At 70.6% G+C, this 17,837-nt stretch carries 15 protein-coding genes and 2 tRNA genes; 9 read left to right on the top strand and 8 right to left on the bottom strand.

Going from position 1 to position 17,837, the window contains the following annotated elements; translation table 11 throughout:
* Together OXR63_RS13580 and OXR63_RS13575 are read left to right on the top strand one after the other, a co-directional pair.
* On the top strand, positions 1-963 hold the full coding sequence (locus OXR63_RS13580; RefSeq protein WP_267424103.1) for an endo-beta-N-acetylglucosaminidase H: 963 nt from the start codon (positions 1-3) through the stop codon (positions 961-963).
* A 92-nt stretch (positions 964-1,055) separates the two neighbouring features.
* Entirely contained in the window at positions 1,056-1,988 is a 933-nt protein-coding gene (locus OXR63_RS13575; RefSeq protein ID WP_267424101.1) for a hypothetical protein, read from the top strand.
* Between the two features lie 15 nt (positions 1,989-2,003).
* Here the strand turns inward: OXR63_RS13575 and OXR63_RS13570 are convergent, their stop codons facing one another.
* Positions 2,004-3,875: a glycoside hydrolase family 2 protein gene (locus tag OXR63_RS13570; protein ID WP_267424099.1), complete on the bottom strand. Its 1,872-nt coding sequence runs from the start codon at positions 3,873-3,875 to the stop codon at positions 2,004-2,006.
* Positions 3,876-3,925: 50 nt separating this feature from the next.
* Between OXR63_RS13570 and OXR63_RS13565 the strand changes: the two genes are divergently transcribed.
* Positions 3,926-4,951 (top strand): LacI family DNA-binding transcriptional regulator, encoded by a 1,026-nt coding sequence (locus OXR63_RS13565; RefSeq protein ID WP_267424098.1) that lies wholly within the window; start codon positions 3,926-3,928, stop codon positions 4,949-4,951.
* A 119-nt stretch (positions 4,952-5,070) separates the two neighbouring features.
* Here the strand turns inward: OXR63_RS13565 and OXR63_RS13560 are convergent, their stop codons facing one another.
* The 6 genes from OXR63_RS13560 to OXR63_RS13535 form a co-directional block, all read right to left on the bottom strand.
* Entirely contained in the window at positions 5,071-7,425 is a 2,355-nt protein-coding gene (locus tag OXR63_RS13560) for a glycoside hydrolase family 31 protein (protein WP_267424097.1), read from the bottom strand.
* The gene (locus OXR63_RS13555) at positions 7,425-8,333 is read right to left on the bottom strand and encodes a carbohydrate ABC transporter permease (protein ID WP_267424095.1); all 909 of its coding nucleotides are present in this window, start codon (positions 8,331-8,333) and stop codon (positions 7,425-7,427) included. Before OXR63_RS13555 ends, OXR63_RS13560 begins: the two co-directional genes overlap by 1 nt.
* Positions 8,330-9,286, bottom strand: coding sequence for a carbohydrate ABC transporter permease (locus OXR63_RS13550; RefSeq protein ID WP_276585363.1), 957 nt, complete (start codon positions 9,284-9,286; stop codon positions 8,330-8,332). The genes OXR63_RS13555 and OXR63_RS13550 overlap by 4 nt, the downstream gene beginning before the upstream one ends.
* 32 nt (positions 9,287-9,318) lie before the next feature.
* Positions 9,319-10,629: an ABC transporter substrate-binding protein gene (locus OXR63_RS13545; protein WP_267424094.1), complete on the bottom strand. Its 1,311-nt coding sequence runs from the start codon at positions 10,627-10,629 to the stop codon at positions 9,319-9,321.
* Positions 10,630-10,959: 330 nt separating this feature from the next.
* Positions 10,960-11,367 carry a DUF3566 domain-containing protein gene (locus OXR63_RS13540; RefSeq protein WP_267424093.1) on the bottom strand — a complete coding sequence of 136 codons (408 nt, stop codon included), beginning with the start codon at positions 11,365-11,367 and terminating at the stop codon, positions 10,960-10,962.
* Positions 11,368-11,575: 208 nt separating this feature from the next.
* A complete protein-coding gene (locus OXR63_RS13535) occupies positions 11,576-12,400 on the bottom strand; it encodes an alpha/beta fold hydrolase (protein WP_194660711.1) in 825 nt (274 codons plus the stop codon).
* Positions 12,401-12,608: 208 nt separating this feature from the next.
* On the opposite strand from OXR63_RS13535, the gene OXR63_RS13530 reads away from it, so the two are divergent.
* Positions 12,609-13,835, top strand: coding sequence for an endo-1,4-beta-xylanase (locus tag OXR63_RS13530; protein ID WP_267424091.1), 1,227 nt, complete (start codon positions 12,609-12,611; stop codon positions 13,833-13,835).
* On the opposite strand, the gene OXR63_RS13525 is transcribed toward OXR63_RS13530, so the two are convergent.
* A tRNA-Gly gene (locus OXR63_RS13525) sits at positions 13,827-13,897 on the bottom strand. The genes OXR63_RS13530 and OXR63_RS13525 overlap by 9 nt on opposite strands.
* A gap of 49 nt (positions 13,898-13,946) precedes the next feature.
* Between OXR63_RS13525 and OXR63_RS13520 the strand changes: the two genes are divergently transcribed.
* The 5 genes from OXR63_RS13520 to OXR63_RS13500 all read left to right on the top strand — a co-directional run bounded on the left by OXR63_RS13520 (position 13,947) and on the right by OXR63_RS13500 (position 17,474).
* Complete coding sequence (locus OXR63_RS13520) at positions 13,947-14,303, top strand: hypothetical protein (protein ID WP_267424089.1); 357 nt, start codon at positions 13,947-13,949, stop codon at positions 14,301-14,303.
* A 57-nt stretch (positions 14,304-14,360) separates the two neighbouring features.
* Positions 14,361-14,437 (top strand) — tRNA-Pro (locus tag OXR63_RS13515).
* Positions 14,438-14,472: 35 nt separating this feature from the next.
* On the top strand, positions 14,473-15,780 hold the full coding sequence (gene tig, locus OXR63_RS13510; protein WP_267424087.1) for a trigger factor: 1,308 nt from the start codon (positions 14,473-14,475) through the stop codon (positions 15,778-15,780).
* Positions 15,781-16,158: 378 nt separating this feature from the next.
* Complete coding sequence (locus OXR63_RS13505) at positions 16,159-16,788, top strand: ATP-dependent Clp protease proteolytic subunit (protein ID WP_267424085.1); 630 nt, start codon at positions 16,159-16,161, stop codon at positions 16,786-16,788.
* 26 nt (positions 16,789-16,814) lie between these two features.
* Positions 16,815-17,474, top strand: a complete 660-nt coding sequence (locus tag OXR63_RS13500; RefSeq protein ID WP_071274268.1) for an ATP-dependent Clp protease proteolytic subunit — start codon at positions 16,815-16,817, stop codon at positions 17,472-17,474.
* The last annotated feature ends 363 nt before the right edge of the window (positions 17,475-17,837 follow it).

The raw sequence follows: 17,837 nt of genomic DNA, 5'->3' as shown, positions 1-17,837 counted from the left end.
ATGAAGCAGTCAATGAAGATCGGGATCGTCGCGGCACTCGTGGCGATGGTGGCGGTGCCGATGGTGCCGGCCGCAGCGTCGGCCGCTCCTGCGGCAGCGCAGGGACACGGCGCCGGGCACGGCATCGGACACGGGCACGGTCACGGGCGGCCGGGGCACGCCGCTCCGACGAAGTCGGGTCCGACGAGCATCGCGTACGTCGAGGTCAACAACGACGAGCTGGCCAACGTCGGCCGGTACACGTTGGCGAACGGCGCGAACGCGTTCGACGTGGCGATCATCTTCGCCGCGAACATCAACTCCGAGGACGGCAAGGCCGTGCTCGTCGAGAACGAGAACGTGCAGCGCACGCTCGACCAGGCGGCGACGCAGATCCGGCCGCTGCAGGCCAAGGGCATCAAGGTGTCGCTCTCGGTGCTCGGGAACCACCAGGGTGCGGGGCTCGCCAACTTCACCTCGAAGGCCGCCGCGCGGGACTTCGCGGCGCAGGTCGCGGCGACCGTCAAGCAGTACGGGCTCGACGGCGTCGACCTCGACGATGAGTACTCGGACTACGGCGTGAACGGCACCCCGCAGCCGAACGATCAGTCGATCGGCTGGCTCGTCTCGGCGCTGCGGGCGGACATGCCCGGCAAGCTCATCTCGTTCTACGACATCGGCCCGTCGTCGGACGCCCTGAAGACCGCGAACCCGTCGATCGGGAAGAAGCTCGACTACGCCTGGAACCCGTACTACGGCACCTACACGGCGCCGACGATCCCGGGCCTGCCGAAGTCGAAGATCTCCGCGGCCGCGGTCGACATCCAGAACACCCCGCAGGCGACGGCCGTGACGCTCGCGCAGCGCACGAAGGCCGACGGCTACGGCGTGTTCATGACGTACAACCTGCCGGGTGGGGACGAGAGCGCGTACGTGTCCTCGTTCACGAACGTGCTGTACGGCCAGGCGGCGGTCTACCAGTAGGACTTCCTCCCGCGCGGTGACGGATCCGGTTCGCTCCCCTCGGGGATGGCGGACCGGATCCGTCATGCTGCGGGCTGCAATACGGTGTCGGGATGGACAGGGACCTCGGGCAGGACGACGGAGTGACGGACGCCGTCGCGTGGGCACGCGAGGTGCTCGCCGAGCAGGGGACCACGGTGCTCGGGGTCGAGGAGGTGCACCGGCGTGCGTGGAGCACGGTCTGGCGGGTGCGCACGGACGCAGCCGCCGATGTCGACGCTGACGCCGACGCCGTCGCTGGTGGGGCCGCGTCGGGGGACCTGTTCCTGAAGACCGCGCCGGCCGGGGTCTCGCCGGAGCCCGCGCTGCTCGAGGTCCTGGCCCTGCACGGGGTCCCGCACGTGCAGCGTCCCGTCGCCGTCGAGGGTGCCCACGTGCTGCTGCCCGACGGCGGGCCGCTCGTCCGGACGGCACCCGACCGTGACGCCCGCTGGCTCGAGGTCATGCGGCACTACGCCGAGGTGCAGTGGGCGACCGAACCCGCAGCTGCCGAGGACCTGGTGCGCGCCGGTGTGCCCGACCTCCGGCTGTCCGTGCTGCCCGACGCCGCCGCCGAGGTCGTCGCGCGCTGGGTGCCCGAGCGGCCCGGGTTCGTGCCGGTGCTGCGCGACCTGGCGGCCGAGCTCGACGAACTGCTGCCGATGGCGACCCTCGAGCACGGCGACCTGCACGACGGCAACGCGTTCGCCGCCGGCGCGGTGCCGTTCGACTGGGGCGACGCCTGCGTGTCGCACCCGTTCCTCAGCCTGCTCGTCGCCGGGCAGCAGGAGGTGCCGGGCGCGATGGCGGCCTACCTCGACACGTTCTTCGACGAGCCCGGCGCTGCCGAGGACCCGGATGTGCAGCACATCGTCGGCCTCGCGACCCGGCTGGCCGTCGTGCCGCGGGCGCTGAGCTGGCAGCGGGCGATCGACGCCGCCGGCGACGCGGTGCCGTCCGAGTACCAGGCGGCCCCGCGCGACTGGCTCCTCAAGCTCGGGGCCTGACGCCGCGCCCCCCGGTCAGCGCCCCGTGACCGCGCGCCGGATCTGCTCGATCGGGACCTTCGAGCTGCGGTCGGCGTTGAGCAGGCCGTTCGTCTCCTGCATCGTGTCGGTGAGCTGCGTCCAGCAGGACCCGGCGAGGAACGAGCTCGCGCGGACAGCGTCGTACAGCGCGGTGATCCGGGCGATCCAGTCGTCGCCGTCGGTGGCGGAGGTGTAGCCCCAGCCGTCCTCGCGCGCCGACCCGGGCTGGTAGTCCACGCCCCCGAACTCGGTCAGCATCACCGGCTGGCCCGCGTCGGACGCCCCGCCGACGAACTGGAAGTGCCCGGACGGCGCGATGCCCGACACCGCGGCGGTCCGAGCGGCGTCGTCGGCGTAGGTGGCGGCGAGGCGGGTGCCGTCGCCCTCGTAGTCGTGGATCGTGACGATGTCGGTGTGCTGCTGCTCCCACCCGTCGTTCGTGATCACGGGGCGCGAGGGGTCGAGCGCCCGGGTCAGGTCAGTGAGGGCCCTGGCGTAGGCCTGCTGCGCCGGGTCGTCGACGACGTGCTGGATGCCCCACGACTCGTTGAACGGCACCCAGGTGGCGATCGACGGGTGCGAGGCGTCCCGTTCGACCACCGCGATCCACTCGGCCGTCAGGCGCTGGACGGCGACGGGGGAGAACTCGTAGGCGCCCGGGGCCTCGGCCCAGACGAGCAACCCGAGCCGGTCCGCCCAGTACAGGAAGCGGGGGTCCTCCATCTTCTGGTGCACCCGGGCGGCCGTGAAGCCGAGGTCCTTGATGAGCTCGACCTCGCGGCGGTGCGCGAGCGGCTCCGGGGCGGCCAGGTGCGACTCGGGCCAGAACGCCTGGTCGAGCACGCTGCGGACGTCGTACGGGTGGTGGTTCAGCAGGAAGCGCCCGCCGCCGACCCCCACGGTGCGGACGCCGAGGTAGCTCGTCACCGTGTCGAGCACCTGGCCGTCGGCGTCGAGGAGCTCCAGGGTGGCGTCGACGAGCCGGGGTCGCTCGGGGGACCACGTCAGCTCGTCCTCCGCCTGGCCGTTGCGCTGCCGGCCGATCGGCACCGTCACGTCGAGCGTCGGGTGGTGCGAGGCCGCGTCGAACTCGGTCGTGCCGAGGTCCTCGTCGCGCTCGTCGAACCGCAGTGCCACCTGGAACCGGGCCCCGACGGGCGGACGCCCGCGGAATCGGACGCTCAGGGCGACCGCCGTCGGCCCGGCCGGGGTCCAGCGGAGCGCGGCGACGGACGCGGTGGGCACGGCCTCGAGCCACACGGTCTGCCAGATGCCGGTGGTGCGGCGGTACCAGATCGCGTGGGCGTCCTGGTGCCAGTCCTGCTTGCCGCGGGGCTGGGTGAGGTCGTGCGGGTCGTCCTCGGCACGGACGACGAGCCGGTGTTCGGTGCGCCCGTCCGCACCGACGCCCAGCAGCACGTCGGTGACGTCGAACGTGAAGGGGGTGTGACCGCCCTCGTGCTCCCCGACCAGGCGGCCGTCGACCCACACGCGTGCCCGGTGGTCGACCGCCCCGAAGTGCAGCAGCAGCCGCGGGCGATCGGCTCCGTGGCCGGCGGCGACGAGGTCCTCGGTCCGGATGGTCCTGGCGTACCAGACCACGGGATGGAACCCGGTGTCGCCGATGCCCGACGCGGGGGACTCCGGCGGGAACGGCACGACGATGTCACGCGCGTCGGGGAAGCCCTGCGCCCAGCCGGCATCCGAGCCCGTGTCCTCGTCGTCATGGCGGAAGTCCCACGTCCCCGTGAGGTCGGCCCACGCGCCGCGTAGCAGCTGCGGCCGCGGGTGGGTGCCGTCCTGACGACTGGCGAGCGGGGGAGCGGCAGGGGCGGCGACGGCGACGTCGTCGATGACGGAACTCATGCCCGTAATTTACAGCGCTGTAAATCACCCGTCAACGGTACGGTGACCCGATGGGCAAGGTCACGCTGCAGGACGTCGCCGACCACGCGGGCGTGTCGATGAAGACCGTGTCCAACGTGGTGCGGGGCTACCGGCACGTCAGCACGCCGATGCGCGACCGGGTGCAGGCCGCGGTCGACGAGCTCGGGTACCGGCCGAACGTCTCCGGCCGCAGCCTGGCGACCGGACGGACGAACATGCTCGCGTTCGCGTTCCCCGACCTCCGTCGGCCGTACTTCGCCGAGCTCGCGCACGTCTTCTCCCGCGTCGCGGTGCAGCACGGCTACCAGCTGCTGCTCGAGGAGACCGGCGGCGCAGCGGACGGCGAGCGCTCGGCCGTCCGCGGGCGTGAGGCCGGCGTGGTCGACGGGGTCGTCATCCACCCGCAGATCATGACGCCGGCGGAGATCGACGCGATCCGCGGGGACACCGCCGTCGTGTTCCTCGGCGAGGACGTCCCGCCCGAGCACGCCGACCAGGTCGCGATCGACAACGTCCGCGCCGCCGCCGAGGCCGTCGACCACCTCGTGGCCCTCGGCCGCCGCCGGATCGGGTTCCTCGGGCACGAGGTCGGACCGGCATCGCGCACCTCGGCGTTCCGGCTCGAGGGGTACCACCTCGGCCTCGAGCGCGGGGACCTGCCCGTCGACGACCACCTGCTCGTCGCCCGCGAGGTCGGGGACGCCCGCGGTGCCGAGGAGTCCTTCGGCCGGGCACTCGACGACGGCCTGGTCATCGACGGCCTGGTCTGTCGCGACGACCTCGCCGCCGTGGGTGCCCTCCGTGCCATGCGGCTGCGCGGCCTCGAGGCCCCGCGCGACGTCGCCGTCGTCGGCTGGGACGCCATCGGTCTCGCCGCCAGCCTGGTCCCGAGCCTGACCTCGGTCGCACCGGACACCGTCGCGCTCGCCGAGACCGCCCTGACGCTGCTCTTCGAGCGGATGGACGGCCACGACGGCCCCGGGCGGACCGTGTCGGTCGGGCACCGCCTGCTCGTCGGCGAGAGCGCGCCCTACCCGGACGGGTCCGTGGACTGACAGCCAGGAGGCTCGGCACCTGCCCGCCCCGCCGCTCGCGGTCCACGTCATCTCCGGTCCCCAGCGCCTGCGGTCCGCGGCGTGCGATGCGGGCCCGGGCCGAGCCTCCCGTCCGGCGGTCAGACCGCGGGGTGGACGCTCCCCAGCAGCTCGACCAGGGCGGCGCGGAGCGGGTCTGGCAGCCCGACCGTCTCGAGCTCCGCGATCCGGTCCGCGCGGGGGGTGTCGCGGGCCAGCACGGTCCACGCCTCGAGCTTCTCGGGGTTGCCGACCTGCGCGCGTTCCAGCACCTGGCGGACGGCGTCGCGGGCGTCGAGCCCGACCGAGGGCGAGCCGGCGAGCGTGACGTCTGCGCCCGTGGCGGTGTCGGCCGTGACGTCGACGGAGAACCGGTCGTGCCCCTGCGCGTCCACGTGCTGTCCCGGTGCCGGTGCCGCCAGGAACGTCACACGCCAGTGCCGCTCCGTGGGGACGGCCGTGCGGTCGCCCTCGGCGGCCTCGATGCGGAACGTCGCCGTGTCCGCGTCCCACGACAGCCGCGTGGTGCAGGTCGAGGCGGGGTCGCCCTCCCGGTCCTCGACCAGGGTGAACGAGCCGGACGCACCGGGGGCGACGAGCACCTCGAACGACGTCGGGTTGACGGTGGCGTCGACCTCGTCCTCGGTGGCCAGGGGCAGGACACCGCCGGCACGGAGCAGCACCGGGACGCCGTCGAGCCCGCGGTGCAGGTCGACCCAGCGGTCACCGGCGTACGTCGTGCCGGTGAAGACGTCCGTCCAGCTGCCCGGCGGCAGCCAGGCACGGGCGCGACCGAGCAGCGTCGACGGGTCGCGCGGCTCGACGACCGGCGCGACGACGAGCTCGCTGCCGAAGGCGTACACGTTCGGCGCGCGGTACGCCTCGTCGCGGTGCGGCTCGAGGTGGTAGAGCGGCCGGACGAGCGGGGTGCCAGCAGCGGCGCGGTGGTTCATCGTGTGCAGGTACGGCACCAGGCGGTGCCGGAAGCGCAGCGCGTCGCCCATTGCCGCACGCGCCTCGGCCGGGAAGGCCCACGGCTCCTTGCGGATGAACGGGTTGTTCGCGGAGTGCAGCCGCATGATCGGCGAGAACACGCCGAACTGCACCCAGCGGGTCGCGAGCTCGTCGTCCCGGACGCCCCGGGTGTGGCCGCCGACGTCGTGGCTCCACCAGCCGTAGCCGATGTTCGCGGCCGTGGCGGTGAACTCCGGCTGGAACGCCAGCGACGCCCAGGACACGACGGCGTCGCCGGAGAACCCGACGGCGTAGCGGTGGCTACCCGGCCCGGCGTAGCGCGAGAACGTCATGCCTGCGCCGCCGTCGCGCGCGGAGTCGAGGTGGTGGAAGTGGTTCAGGAGCCACAGCGGGTCGACGCCGGGCAGGCTCGTCGTGCGGCCCTGCTGCCAGTCGATCCACCAGAAGTCGACGCCCTGCTCCTCGAGCGGACGGTGCAGCACCGCGAAGTACGCGCGGAGGAACGTCGGGTCGGTCGGGTCGAACGGGATCGGGGTCTCCGTCGCCGGGTCGATGCCCATCGCCTCGGCCATCGCGGGGTAGGCGTCCTCGAACGCCCGGACGCCGTCGGCGGGGTGCAGGTTCAGCGTCGTGCGCATCCCGCGGCGGTGCAGCTCGGCCAGGAACGCTGCCGGGTCGGGGATCAGCTCGGGCTCCCACGAGTACCCGGTCCAGCCGTTGCCGAACCGCTCCGGCACGGAGTCCACGCGGTGCCAGTCCATGTCGATGACGGCGACCGAGAACGGCAGGGACTCCTCGGCGAACCGGTCCATCAGCGCCAGGTACTCGGTGTCCGAGTACGGGTGGTAGCGGCTCCACCAGTTGCCGAGCGCCCAGCGGGGGAGCAACGACGGCGCCCCGGACACCGCGTAGTAGGCCTGGATCGCGGCGGCGTAGTCCCGCCCGTGGGCGAAGACCGTGACGTCACGGCGACCGGGCACGCGGGTGCCGATCCAGCCGTCGTCCTCGAACAGGAATGACTCGGAGTCGTCGAGCACGGTGATGCCGTCGCGCGCCAGGAGCCCCTGCTCGAAGGGCATCCGACCGTCCACGTCGTCGAGCGTCCTGCCGGTGCCACCGAGGTCCCGCGCGGGCTGTCCCCAGCGCCAGCGGTTCGCGTCGGGGCCGAACGTCTCGACGACGAAGCCGCCGGGGGAGAACGCCTGGCCGTCGTAGCGGAGCCGGGCGCGTGCCGTGGTGACCTCGACCCCGCTGCCGACGCGGACGACGGTGTGCTCGGGGACGGGCAGGTCACGGCGGAGGGCGAAGGTCGAGGCGCGGTCCTCGAACCCGCCGTCCTCGCTCCACTCGACGCGGAACAGGCCGTCGCCGAGGACGGTGACGCGCCAGTGGTCGCCGGTGGTCACCGCCGCCGGGTCCGCGTGGGGGGCGGAGCCGGGGAAGGGACGGATGACGTCGGTCTCGTTCGCTGTCTCGTGCATCAGTTCTTCACCGCTCCCTGGGTCACGCCGCTGATCACCCAGCGCTGGGCGAACAGGTAGACGATGATCGTCGGCGCCATCGCCATCAGGTACGAGGCGAAGGCGACGTTGTAGTTCGTGCCGAACTTGCTCTGGAAGATGTTCTGCACCACCGGCAGCGTCTGCAGGGTCGGGTCCGCGGTGATGAGCGACGGCAGCATGAAGTCGTTCCAGGACGCCAGGAACGCGAAGATGCCGACCGTGGCGTTCATCGGCGCGAGCAGCGGCAGGATGATCTGCCAGAAGATCTGCCACGTGCTCGCCCCGTCGATGCGGGCGCTCTCCTCGAGCTCGACCGGGATCGACCTGAGGTACGCCGAGTACAGCAGCACCGAGAACGACAGCTGGAACATGGCGTGCAGGATGCCCACGCCGACCGGGTTGTCGAGCCCGATCTCGGCCGTCAGCTTGATCTGCGGGAGCGCGATCACCGGGAACGGCAGGAACATCGCGGCGAGCAGGTAGACGAACGACCAGCGGAAGAAGCGTCGGTGCCAGTTCCGGACGATGGCGTAGGACGCGAACGAGCTGAGCAGCAGGGTGGCCACCACGGTCAGCGCCGCGACGCCGAGCGACACGGAGAACGACACGGGGAAGCGGGTGAGCTGCCACGCCTCGGCGAAGCTCGCCGGGTTGAACGGGTTCGGCAGGGACAGCGCGTTGCCGTCGACGGACTGCGCGCTCGTCTTGAACGCCATGGCGACGGTCACGAAGAGCGGCACGAGCACCGTCAGGGAGGCGATGGCCAGGACCGTGGTCAGGATCCAGTTGGTCCCGCCCAGGCGTCCACGGCGCCGCCGCGGAGGCTGGTCGGGTCCGGACGTCGTCGTCGGGCGCTGGGCTGGGGAGCGGGTGTCGAGGGCGGTCATGCGAGTCGCAGGTTCCTTCCGCGGGTCGCCGCGAGCTGCAGCACGGAGATGAGGACGGTGATGATGAAGAAGACGGTCGCGTTGGCCATCTGGTAGGCGTAGTCGCCACCGGTGAAGCCGCTGAAGATCGTCATCGCGACGCTGCTGGTCGCAGTGCCGGGGCCGCCGCCGGTCAGGCCGACGATGACGTCGTACGCGCCGAGGTACCCCTTCACGCCGAGCACCGTGTTGATGACGATGAACCCGCTGATGAGCGGCAGTGTGATCGAGCGCAGCTGCTTCCACGCGCCGGCGCCGTCGAGCGCGCTTGCCTCGTACAGGTCGGTCGGGATCGAGGTGAGGCCGGCCGTGTAGACCAGGAGCGCACCGGGCACGGTCTGCCAGGCGGAGACGATCACGATCGAGACCCAGGCGAGGTTCGGGTCACCGAGGATGCTCTGCTCGAGCGGCGCGAACCCGACCGAGGTCGCCAGGGCCGGCAGCGTGTTCGAGAACAGGTAGTTGAAGACGTAGGCGACGATGATGCCGGACACGACCATCGGGATGACGAACACCGAGCGGAGCCCGGCGGCGAACTTCACGCGCTTCGTCAGCGCGATCGCCAGCGAGAGCGCGATGGCCTGCGTGACGATGACCGTGACGACGGCGAAGCCGAGCGTGAACCCGTACGAGCCGAGGATCGACGGGTCGGACACCAGGGCGCGGTAGTTCTCCAGCCCGAGGAACTTCCACTGCCCGAAGCCGAGGTAGTCCGTGAAGCTGTAGAAGATGCCGACGCAGGCGGGCGCCACGACGAAGGCCGTGAAGAGCACGAGCGTGGGGATGATGAACGCGTAGTACATGCGCTCGGTGCGGCGCATGGACCCGACGCGGTGGTGCACGCGTGTGGCCGCGGTGGCCGGGCCGGGCGCTGGCTGGTCCGTGTCGGGGGACAGCGGGGTCTGCATGGTCATGAGGGCTCCTGGAGGTCTCGGTCGCTGCCGGGTCAGACGGTGGCGGACCGGCCGGCGAGGCGTCGCCAGTCCGCGTCGAGCCGCTGCAGCATCGAGGTGAAGTCACCGCTCCGGATCGCCGACTGCAGGTAGTTGCCGAGGGGGATCGAGGTCGGGATGAAGGTGCCGGCGCCCTGGTAGAACGCGGCGCTGTCGACGTAGCGCTGCAGGCCCGCGAGTCGCTCGTCGGACTGCGGCGGGGCGTCCTTCGTCGTCGAGTAGGCCAGGTTGTCGCGGTTGTAGGCGTCGAGCACCTCGGGCTGCATGAGGAACTCGACGAGCTCCTCCGCCCGCTCGACGTTGCCGCTCGCCGTGGGGATCCACAGGCCGAGGTCGATGTTCACGCGCGCCTTGCGGTCGGCGGGGTCGTTCGTCACCGGGAGCGCGAACGTCCCGACCTCGAGCTTGTCGTCGATCAGCGCGATCTGCCCGAGCGCCCACGGGCCCTGCAGGTACATCGCCGCCTTGCCCTGCCCGAACGCCAGGTTGCCGTCGGCGTAGGACCGGGTCGCGTGGTCCGGGTTGAAGAACGTGGAGATGCGCTTCGCCCGCTCCATCGGCACCGCGAGGGTCTTCTCGAACGACACCTCGGAGTCGGGGCCGACGTCGGCGCCGATCGCCGTCATCTTCCGGAAGAAGGCGCCGGGCTCGACGAGGCTGCCGACCGAGTAGTCGAAGAGCCCCTGCCAGAGCGTCCAGGTGTCGCGGTCGGTGGCGTAGATCGGCGTGACACCGTCCTTCTGCAGGGCGGTGCACACGTCGACGAACTCGTTCCACGTCGTGGGGACGGGCAGGTCGTGCTCGGCGAAGATCTTCTTGTTGTAGATCACGCCGGCGGCCGCGAGCGAGTACGGCAGCACGCTCGTCTGGCCCTGGTAGGTGGCGTACTGCTGGCCGAGGGTGGTGATGCTGGGGCGGATGCGGTCGGCCGACGGCAGGGAGCTGAGGTCCCGCAGCACGCCGCGCTCGACGTACCGGGCGAGCTCGAGGTTGTCGTTGAAGCACCCGACATCGGACGGCTGCCCGCGCACGAACTGCGGGGCGATCGCCGTCGTGCTGTCGTGCACGACCCGGACGCCGGTGTTCTCGCGCTCGAAGCGGCGGAGGAGCTCGTCGAAGTAGGCGATGACCTCCTGCTTCTGCTCGTAGAAGCGGATCGTCGTCGCACCGCCCGAAGCCGCTCCGCCGGGAGCCGCGCACCCGGCGAGTGCCATCGTGCCGAGGGCGATGCCACCCGCGGCGCTCGTGAGGAACCCGCGTCGACTGAGTGCGGTTCCGATGGTGCCTGTCCTGCTGCCGGCCATTGCTGCTCCCTCTGGCGCTCCGTCGCGCTGGACCATCTTTACAGCGCTGTAAACGCATGTCAACGATGTAACGCGGGCGGGCGTGCGACGGGTCGAGTGGGGGTGGCGAGCGGTCACGACACCCTGCTCAGGTCCGCCGACGGGTCACAGATCGTCCGTCGGGGCGTCGCGAAGCGACGACCTCCAACCCCTCGCCGGTACGCGCTCGGGGTGTCGTGACCACTCGCGTGGCCGGTACGGGCCGGACTGGAGGCTCGGTGCGAGCTGGCACCGAGCCTCCCGTCCGGCGGGCGGACGCGCTCGATGAGCGACCTGACCGTCGTGGCGGGGTCAGTCGTTGGCGAAGCCGACGTTCAGGCCGCCGGTGACCAGCACGCTGAGGTTGTAGAGGATGCTCACCACGGCGCCGAGCACCGTCCCGACGACCACGTCGAGGATGCCCAGGACGCTCGCGAACCCGAGCACCTGACCCAGCGAGACCTCGTCCCGGATCGAGTACGCCTTCTGCTGCAGGACGTCCCGCAGCAGGGAGTCGACCCGGTCGAAGACACCGGTCTGCTCGAGCACCGCCCACACCACCGCCACGGCGACGACGAGCACGATCGCCCCGGCCAGGGAGATGAGGAACGACAGCTTGACCACGGACCAGAAGTCGAGGTGCACCAGCCGGAGCCGGACCTGGCGGGTGCTGACGGGCTGTTTCGTCTTCTGCTGGAGCTTCTCGGCGACAGTGGTCATGGCTCGACTCGTCATCTCCGGCCTCGGTGGGCGCGGGGTCGGGGAACGGGGTTCCAGTCTGGGAACGGACCGGGCCCCGTCGCATCGGCCGCGCGACGGACAGGCTTCACCGCCGGGGATGACGTGTGGTGCCTGCCGGGGGTACGGCAGCCGTCGCCGGGCTGCCGGGGGTGCGGCAGCCGTCGCCGGGCTGCCGCACCGCGGTGGGTCAGGCGCGGAGCCAGGCCAGGATGTCGGCGTTGATCGTGTCGGCCTCGGTCGTCGGCATGCCGTGCGGGAAGCCGGGGTAGGCCTTCAGGGTGCCGTTCTGCACGAGCTCGGCCGAGAGCGGGCCGGCGTCCGCGAAGGGCACGATCTGGTCGTCCTCGCCGTGCATGACCAGGGTGGGCACGCTGATCTTCTTGAGGTCCTCGGTGAAGTCGGTCTGCGAGAACGCGACGATCCCGTCGTAGTGGGCCTTCGCGCCGCCCATCATCCCCTGGCGCCACCAGTTCTCGATGATCGCCTCCGAGGCCTCGACGCCCGGGCGGTTGTACCCGTAGAACGGACCGGAGGGCAGGGCGCGGTAGAAGTTCGACCGGTTCGCGGCAAGCTGTGCCTGCAGGTCGTCGAACACGCTCTTGGGCAGTCCACCGGGGTTGGCGTCGGTCTGCACCATGATCGGCGGCACGGCGCTGATCAGGACCGCCCGGGCGACCCGCTCCTCGCCGTACTGCGCGATGTAGTGGGCGACCTCGCCACCACCGGTCGAGTGGCCGATGTGGATGGCGTCGTGCAGGTCGAGGTGTTCCGTCAGCGCCGCGAGGTCGGCGGCGTAGTGGTCCATGTCGTGCCCGTCCGACGTCTGGCTGGAGCGGCCGTGCCCGCGTCGGTCGTGCGCGATGACCCGGTACCCCTGCGCCAGGAAGAACAGCATCTGGGTGTCCCAGTCGTCGGCCGACAGCGGCCAGCCGTGGCTGAAGACGACGGGCTGACCCGAGCCCCAGTCCTTGAAGAAGATGTCGGTGCCGTCGGTGGTGGTGATCGTGCCCATGAGAGCTCCTTTGTGTGCGACGCCGCCAGCACTGGCGGCTCCGGGTGGGAGGAGGCCTGGCGACGGTGGCTGCTCGCCGGGTCCGGTCTCAGTGTGGCGAAGGTCGGGGCCGTCGACGGGAAAGTTGACACATTGTTCACGAACGGGCAGCCCGGTGCTATGTTGGCGCGCACAACAAAACCCGGACGACGACGTCGGAGGACGCGCGATGACGCACGGAACAGACCACCGCTCTGGAACGACGACGCTGACCGTCGTGGACGGGAACGGCGCCCCGGTGCCCGGCGCCGACGTCACCGTCGAGCAGACCCGACACGCCTTCTCGTTCGGCAACATCGGGTTCGACTTCATCGGGCTCGCGAACGGTGAGCCCGGGGTCGGTGACGACCACCTCGCCGACCTCTACGCCGACGTGTTCAACGTGGCGACGCTGCCGTTCTACTGGGGGCGGTTCGAGCCGGAGCGCGGGAACCCCGACACCGCACGGCTGCTGACCACGGCGCGGTGGTTCCGCGACCGTGGCATCGCCCTCAAGGGGCACCCGCTCGTCTGGCACACCGTGCAGCCGGACTGGCTGCTCGGACTGCCCCTGGACGAGGTGGAGGAGCTGCAGCGCGCGCGCATCCGCCGCGAGGTCAGCGGGTTCGCCGGGGTCATCGACACCTGGGACGCGATCAACGAGGTCGTGATCATGCCCGTGTTCGACAACGGCGAGAACGCGATCACCCCGCTCGCCCGGGCCCGGGGCCGCATCCCGATGATCCGGATGGCGTTCGAGGAGGCCCGCGCGGCGAACCCGCACGCCACGCTCCTGCTCAACGACTTCGACCTGTCGAGCGCGTACGAGTGCCTGATCGAGGGCGTCCTCGAGGCCGGCGTGCAGCTCGACGCCATCGGGCTGCAGACCCACATGCACCAGGGCTACTGGGGCGAGGACACGATGCTCGCGATGGTCGATCGGTTCGCCCGCTACGGCCTGCCGCTGCACCTGACCGAGACGTCACTCGTGTCGGGCGACCTCATGCCCGCGCACATCGTCGACCTCAACGACCACCAGGTCGACTCGTGGCCGTCCACGCCCGAGGGGGAGGCGCGCCAGGCGGACGACGTCGAGCGGCACTACCGGAGCCTCGTGGGGCACCCGTCCGTCGAGGCGGTCACCTACTGGGGGATCACCGACGCTGACGCCTGGCTCGGGGCCCCGATCGGACTCGTCCGGGCCGACGGCACGCCGAAGCCCGCGTACGACGTGCTCCGCCGCCTGGTGAAGGAGGAGTGGTGGTTCGCTCCCACCACGATGCGCACGGACGAGCGGGGCCAGGTGCAGGTGCGCGGGTTCCGGGGGGAGTACCGGGTCGACGTGCGTGGTGCGGCGACGTCGTTCTCCATCGGCCACGAGCAGGCCGAGGTGCGAGTGGTTGCAGAGAGGGGATGACGGGAATCGAACCCGCGTAGCCAGTTTGGAAGACTGGGGCTCTACCATTGAGCTACATCCCCGCGCCTGCGCACGAGGCGCAGCCCCACCACTGTAGCGGACGAACGGCACGTGAGCGGACGATCAGCACCGAAGCGGACGGCTCCCGGCAGCGTGGTCGTGCTCCCGCCGGACGAGGCCTCCCAGCGCAGGATCAGACGCTCCCGGGTCGTCTCCTACGCCCTCGTCGTGCTGGCCGCGGTCGTGCTCTCGCTGCGCCCGGAGGTCCTCGGGGACCCGCAGGCCCAGCCGTGGCACGCGCTCCTGCACGTGTGGCGGATCGTGCTCGGCCTGGTGCTGGCGCTCGCCGCACTCGGCGTGCAGATCGTCGTCGGCGTGCAGTGGCGCAAGGGGCTCGTGGCTGTGGAGGACGACGAGCTTCCCACAGGCCGCGCGGCTCCCGGGGACGACGGAGCACATCCCCGCTAGACTCATCGGCGTCGCATGCGCCCTACCGGTGTGCGCGAGCACCCTGGCCCAGTCAAACGGGGCGTAGCTCAGCTTGGTAGAGCGCCCGCTTTGGGAGCGGGAGGTCGCAGGTTCAACTCCTGTCGCCCCGACCAGGACACACCACCGCCAACCATCAGGAGAATCCCCCTTGGCCAACAGCACCGTCGACAAGGTGAGCGAGACCCGCGTCAAGCTCACGGTGAACGTGACGCCGGAAGAGCTCAAGCCGAGCCTCGACCACGCCTACAAGCACATCGCCGAGCAGATCAACATCCCCGGCTTCCGCAAGGGCAAGGTCCCGCCGGCGATCGTCGACCAGCGTGTCGGCCGCGGCGAGGTCCTGAACCACGCCGTCGGCGACGCGATCGACACCTTCTACCGCCAGGCGGTCGAAGAGCAGGAGCTGCGCATCCTCGGCCGTGCCGAGGCCGACGTCGCCGAGCTCCCGAACGTCAACGACTTCACCGGTGACCTCGTCCTCACCTTCGAGGTGGACGTCCGTCCGGAGTTCGACCTCCCCGACTACTCCTCGTACGAGCTGACCGTCGACGCGGTCGAGGTCTCCGACGACGAGATCGACGAAGAGCTGCAGAACCTCCGCACGCGCTTCGGCACCCTCGTCACGGTCGACCGTCCGGCCACCACCGGCGACTTCGCGCAGATCGACCTCACCGCCACCATCGGCGACGACGAGGTCGACTCGGCCACCGGCGTCTCCTACGAGCTCGGCTCGGGCGACCTGCTCGAGGGCATCGACGAGGCCCTCGAGTCCCTCACCGCCGGCGAGTCCACCACCTTCGAGTCCAAGCTCGTCGGTGGCGACCGCGAAGGCGAGATCGCCCAGATCGCCGTGACCGTCACCGCCGTCAAGGAGCGCGAGCTCCCCGACGCCGACGACGAGTTCGCGCAGATCGCCAGCCAGTTCGACACCATCGACGAGCTCAAGGCCGACCTGAAGGAGCAGATCGCGAAGTCCAAGACCTTCGGTCAGGGCTCCGCGGCGCGCGACCTGCTCGTCGAGAAGCTGCTCGAGGACGTCAACATCCCGATCTCGGAGAAGCTCATCGAGGACGAGGTGCACCGTCACCTCGAGCAGGAGAACCGCCTGGAGGACGACGAGCACCGCAAGGAGGTCGCGGAGTCCAGCGAGACCGCCTTCCGCTCGCAGATCCTGCTCGACTCCATCGCGGAGAAGGAGCAGATCCAGGTCTCGCAGGAGGAGCTCACGCAGTACCTCATCCAGGCCGCCGCGCAGTACGGCATGGAGCCGGGCGAGTTCATCAAGGTGATCGACCAGAACGGGCAGATCCCCGGCATGGTCGGCGAGGTCGCTCGTTCCAAGGCCGTCGCCACCGTCCTCGCGCAGGTCACGGTGAAGGACTCCAACGGCGAGCCGGTCGACCTGTCCGCGTTCACCGCGGGCGTCGCCGAGCCGACCACGGTCGACGCCGAGTAGTCATCTGCTCGACGCGACCAGCGTCAACGACGGGAGGCGCGGTGCCAGCTGGCACCGCGCCTCCTGTCTGTTTCCGGGGAGCGACGCTGGGCCGCCCCGGCCCGGCTGACGCTGAGACACCGGCGTCACCGCGAGACGCCGCCTGCGCGCCGAGACGCCGCCGATTCTGGCGGCGTCTCGCTCGGATGGCGGCGTCTCGCGCAGACAGGGGTGTCTGACTCCGCGATGCGCCGCGCGATGCGCACCAGGCAACGCCCCAGAACACCCCCACGACGTCCTCGCGGAGCACCACCGCATTGCCGACAGCGAACAGGCGAGAAGTGCTGCGTTGCAACCGATAAGTTCGACATCAAGCGACAACTGAACGGGAGCTTTTCCATGGCCGAAGCAACACTGAACCCCAGTGTTTTTGACCGCCTTCTGAGAGACCGGATCGTGTGGCTCGGCTCCGAGGTCCGCGACGACAACTCGAACGAGATCGCAGCCAAGCTGCTGCTGCTCGCCGCCGAGGACCCTGAGAAGGACATCTACCTCTACATCAACTCGCCCGGTGGTTCGATCACCGCCGGCATGGCGATCTACGACACGATGCAGTTCGTGCCGAACGACATCGTCACGGTGGGCATCGGCCTCGCCGCGTCGATGGGGCAGTTCCTGCTCTCGTCCGGCACGCCCGGCAAGCGCTACATCACCCCGAACGCCCGTGTGCTCCTGCACCAGCCGTCCGGTGGCTTCGGCGGGACCGCCGCGGACATCCAGACGCAGGCGAAGGTCATCCTCGACATGAAGCAGCGCATGGCCGAGCTGACCGCCGAGCAGACCGGCAAGACGATCGAGCAGGTCCTCAAGGACAACGACCGCGACAACTGGTTCTCGGCGCAGGAAGCCCTGGAGTACGGCTTCGTCGACCACCTCCGCGCATCGTCCGCCGAGGTCGTCGGTGGTGGCGGAACCGTCAGCGACGGCGAGACGCCGACCCCGGCCGCCGACCCCGACGCCCAGTCCTGATCACCACCGAAGAAAAGGAAACGAGAATGCATCTCCCCATGCTCGGTGGCGCGCAGAACGTCCCGGCTCCCACTGATCGGTACATCCTGCCGACGTTCGAAGAGCGCACGGCCTACGGCTACAAGCGCCAGGACCCGTACGCGAAGCTCTTCGAGGACCGCATCATCTTCCTCGGCGTGCAGGTCGACGACGCGTCCGCCGACGACGTCATGGCCCAGCTGCTCGTGCTCGAGTCGCAGGACCCGGACCGCGACATCGTGATGTACATCAACTCGCCCGGTGGCTCGTTCACCGCGATGACGGCGATCTACGACACGATGCAGTACATCCGTCCGCAGATCCAGACGGTCTGCCTCGGACAGGCTGCCTCGGCCGCGTCGGTGCTCCTCGCCGGCGGCACCGCTGGCAAGCGCCTCGCTCTGCCGAACGCGCGTGTGCTCATCCACCAGCCTGCCGTCCAGCAGGGTGGCGGACAGGCCTCCGACATCGAGATCCAGGCTGCGGAGATCCTCCGCATGCGCACCTGGCTCGAGGAGACGCTGTCGAAGCACTCGAACAAGACGCCGGAAGAGATCAACCACGACATCGAGCGCGACAAGATCATGTCCGCGCAGGAAGCCGTGGAGTACGGCCTGATCGACCAGGTCCTGACCAGCCGGAAGAACCTCCCCGCGCTCGTCAAGTAGTCCTGTTGACGAAGGCCCCGCACCGATCGGTGCGGGGCCTTCGTCGTGTCCGGGGTGTCGGCAGCAGGGTCCGCCGTGCCTGTGGCGCCGGCCGGGAGGCTCGGGTGGCCCCCGCAGCGCTGGTTCCGCCCGCCGAGTGGTCACGACACCCCGTCGGGTGGGCGCCGACCGGTCGGGGAGCGTCGGTCGGCGGGCTCTGCAGCGACGGTCTCCGACCGCTCGGCGGACGTGAGCGGGGAGTCGTGACCGGTCGGGTGCGCGGGCGTATCCGCGTCCGCGTCGTCGTTCCCGTCCGCGTCCTCGCTCGAGCCCGGGTGAGATCGCAGTTCGTGTCGGGTCCCGGCATCGGGAGCCGACACGAAG

Origin of the sequence: Curtobacterium sp. GC_Cur_3, from assembly GCF_026544205.1 — a bacterium.
Taxonomy (GTDB): domain Bacteria; phylum Actinomycetota; class Actinomycetes; order Actinomycetales; family Microbacteriaceae; genus Curtobacterium.
The sequence above is the reverse complement of the archived record's forward strand: the minus strand, read 5'-3'. Positions and strand labels throughout refer to the sequence as shown.